Below are 3,369 nucleotides of genomic sequence, written 5' to 3'. Positions count from 1 at the left end.
AGTAACTACTGGCGTGATCGTCGGTGCTAGCGCCACTAGGGCAAACCGCTCGCCAGCATTGAGGACGGCTCCCCAAATCGAACCAATCCCCGTGAGTAATAACATCGGCGAGATCGCCCACAGCAGATTGTTAGTCAATGCTAATTTATCGGCACTAAACCCATTGGTGAGTGCTGGCAGATAAATCGGGATGCTAAACAGCATCAACAATGTCGTAATCAGCAGTAAGCCGATACTCCAGACTGTTGCGCCAGCAAATAGTTGCTGAGCTGACTTTAGCCCGGCTTGCTCTCGCACCTTGATATAAGTGGGAATGAGTGCCGAGTTAAATGAGCCAGCGATAATATTGAGGACAAAAGACGGAATAGTTAACGCAATCAGAAAGGCATCGAGGTCATCCGCTGTCCCAAATTGGGCAGCAACAACTAGTTCTTTAACGATCGCCAGTAATTTAACGAAGATCGTTCCCATGCCGACGACAATTGCCGCACCCAAAATCCGACTATTCATCGAACCACTACTAAGCTTTTTCCATAGTTCGGGTATTTTTTGCAATCGAGCGATTTTCATTATTTTCTGATTCAGGTCGGGGATTAAGCTACAGACTTAGATTCTAACTAGGTCTAATCGCGATTTTGGGAAATGATTTTTTGGTTGCGTGCTGGTGGTAAATATAATGATGTCCGTGACATTGATGGTGCCAATTGAAAATTACGGTTCGTATGTTTGAGATACCACTTTTGATTGGTATTCATGGCGGCAAGTAGCGCCATACTCGCTAATGTATATCGTTCGGCTAACACCTCATGACTGAATAGCCCCCATAAACCCAAAAAGACTACAAAACAAACTAAAATCGTCCGTTCTTCGCCTCGATTGCGGTAGACGACTGATAAGATCGCTCCTGGCAAAAATAGCACTCCCAAAATGCCATTATCCGCCAAGTGGTAAAGATACATATTGTGGGTAGATACCTCCGAAACAGTCCATTTACGAGTCGAGGCTAGTCCATTTCCCCAGAATGGTTTTCTACCAAAAGAGATCCAACCGCCAGCAGCCACAGCTTGCCGTTCTAGCGCCGAATCTTCTGAGAGCGAAGGGTTTTGAAACTCTTCTAGTCTGTTGACGATATCCCAGTTAGCACCGCTGGGATCGCCTTTAAAGTAGTCTGTGAGTGCCCGGAGTGGGTTGAGCGATATCAATAAGAAAATGAAGACGATCGCAGGTAACAGCACTTTGCGGCGCTGCTCGCAAATCACTCGACCGATAACTAATAAGATGGTACAAATCACCCAACCGAGAATGGCTCCCCGCGAAAATGTCGCCATAATTCCAATCCCCGCAACCAAAATTGAAATCCAGCGATAGGGCTTTTTGATAACAGTTAGACTTAACAGCATTGCTAACATTAGAGCGCAGCCTGTCTTGTTGGGATCGACATAGAATCCAGCGGGACGACCGACATTGACTTCCGTAAATACGCGGGGATTTAATAGTTCAAATAAGTTGTTGCCGACACTCATCAGCATGACTACTAGGATTGTATATTTGACTTGAATTACCGATTTTTGTTGGTAAATCGAGTACATCATCACGACGAACAAAACTGACAAAACTTTAGATCTAAAGTCAGTTAGTGATATTTCATCAGCACTAACTGTCATCACTGACAGCAGTGAAATTAATAGATAAAAAACCATCCATCCCAGCAGGGGCTTGGGTAGATTCGCAGCTTTCTTTAGGAATGGGATCGCTAAAACAGCGATCGCGCCGATCCAAACTAGTGGCACGATCGGGATGACTGGCGCTACAAATAAGTAATCGGGGAGATCTGAGAAAAACAAAAAAGTCGCAACGATCGATAATATATATTGATATCGATCGGCAAAAATTTTAACTTTGCTTCTTGGCGCGACAAATTGTTCGTATAAGTTAGATGACATCGGATAAATAAATAAATAGTTAAGATCGATTCTTATCGATCTGTAAGTAACATATAAGACCAGGTTAACTTAAAATTTTGCTAATATAAAGTTAGTAGAATTAGACTTGAAACTGGCATAAAAGTTCGCACCCTTGGCATCAATTCTCATTCTGAGAGGCTCCGCCAACGGCGATCGCTCGATTGGATGTTTTGCTGCTATCTTAGCTGATGTGCGGCACGAGCGACATCAGCTAAACGATGCAAAATGGCGATCCAAATTCAGCGCCGACTTCCTCAGTCCACTACTGAAGCTGGCAATCGGCAATACATTTTGTAGTTGAACAACACTAAATCAGCACCACATATGAAGCGTTTGAATTCTTACCTGTGGGCGATCGGTTGGATCGCCATAATGCCGCTCGGCTGTACGAGTAGTAGCGATCTAGCTAGCATCGCAGTATCTGCTCCAGAGCGTCGCGACCTAGATCGGACACCAGTTTTGGCAAAAGCCCCCAAACCCACAACTCTAATTGACTCTAAATCCGTCAATTATGTGGCAACCTCAGCCGCATTTCTCAATCCCGAGCGGGGATTTCACAATGATATCGAACTGATGAGCGGTCGCGACTTTGGCTATGTTCGCAGCAAAGGTCATTCGCTCTCACGCGCCTTGATTCGCTTAGATGACTACCGCAATCGCCCGCTCCCCGCCACCTTCCTCGCCCAATTAAATCGACAATTTCAACTCGTCCGCGCCGCCGGGATCAAAGTCATTCCCCGCTTTAGCTACAATTTTCCGACAGGAGACGGTGATGTCTCAAAATCGCCAGATGCCAGCCTCGAACTGACGATCGAGCATATCAACCAGCTTAAACCCATCCTGGGGCAGAATGCCGATGTCATTGCGACGATCCAAGGTGGTTTTATCGGTGCTTGGGGTGAATGGCATAGTTCCGCCAATGGACTCGATCGACCCGCGCCCAAAGCTAAAATTTTAGCAGCACTGCTCGCCGCAACGCCCAGCAGTCGGATGGTGCAGATGCGATATCCTCACGATCTCAGGACGGTCTATCCCCAACCCCTGACACTCGCCAATGCTTTTAATGGCAACCGTCAAGCGCGAGTCGGCTTTCATAATGATTGTTTTTTAGCCAATCGATCGGATGCGGGCACTTATTACCCCAATCCAGCCGAACTCCAAAGCTATATTAGTAAAATTTCGCCATTTATGGCAGTCGGGGGCGAGACTTGTCAGGTGACGCCAACCGAGCACCGGAGTAATTGTCCGACAGCCGAAGCCGAGTTAGCTAAATTTCATTGGAGCTACATCAATGCTTATTTTTATGAGCCAGATCTCGATCGCTGGCGCAAAGAAGGCTGTTACGATCGGATTGCCCGCAATCTAGGCTACCGATTACAGCTTCTACAGTCCAGATTTCCCGCCC

General features: G+C 46.5%; 4 protein-coding genes. 2 read left to right on the top strand and 2 right to left on the bottom strand.

The window, feature by feature from the left end:
- Both RMO35_RS24455 and RMO35_RS24450 read right to left on the bottom strand, forming a co-directional pair.
- Positions 1-570, bottom strand: a 570-nt coding sequence (locus RMO35_RS24455) for a lipid II flippase MurJ (protein ID WP_309745242.1), incomplete at its 3' end; no start/stop codon positions are given.
- A 53-nt stretch (positions 571-623) separates the two neighbouring features.
- Positions 624-1,943, bottom strand: a complete 1,320-nt coding sequence (locus RMO35_RS24450) for an O-antigen ligase family protein (RefSeq protein WP_309745240.1) — start codon at positions 1,941-1,943, stop codon at positions 624-626.
- A gap of 133 nt (positions 1,944-2,076) precedes the next feature.
- On the opposite strand from RMO35_RS24450, the gene RMO35_RS24445 reads away from it, so the two are divergent.
- Both RMO35_RS24445 and RMO35_RS24440 read left to right on the top strand, forming a co-directional pair.
- Positions 2,077-2,265, top strand: a complete 189-nt coding sequence (locus RMO35_RS24445) for a hypothetical protein (protein ID WP_309745238.1) — start codon at positions 2,077-2,079, stop codon at positions 2,263-2,265.
- A gap of 23 nt (positions 2,266-2,288) precedes the next feature.
- The coding region (locus tag RMO35_RS24440; protein ID WP_309745236.1) for a DUF4874 domain-containing protein at positions 2,289-3,369 on the top strand (1,081 nt) is incomplete at its 3' end.

This window comes from Chamaesiphon sp. OTE_20_metabat_361, assembly GCF_031364565.1.
The sequence above is the reverse complement of the archived record's forward strand: the minus strand, read 5'-3'. Positions and strand labels throughout refer to the sequence as shown.

Coding starts and splice junctions, on each gene's coding strand:
- RMO35_RS24450 (WP_309745240.1), bottom strand. CDS start 1,943: ATGTCATCTAACTTATACGAACAATTTGTCGCGCCAAGAAGCAAAGTT.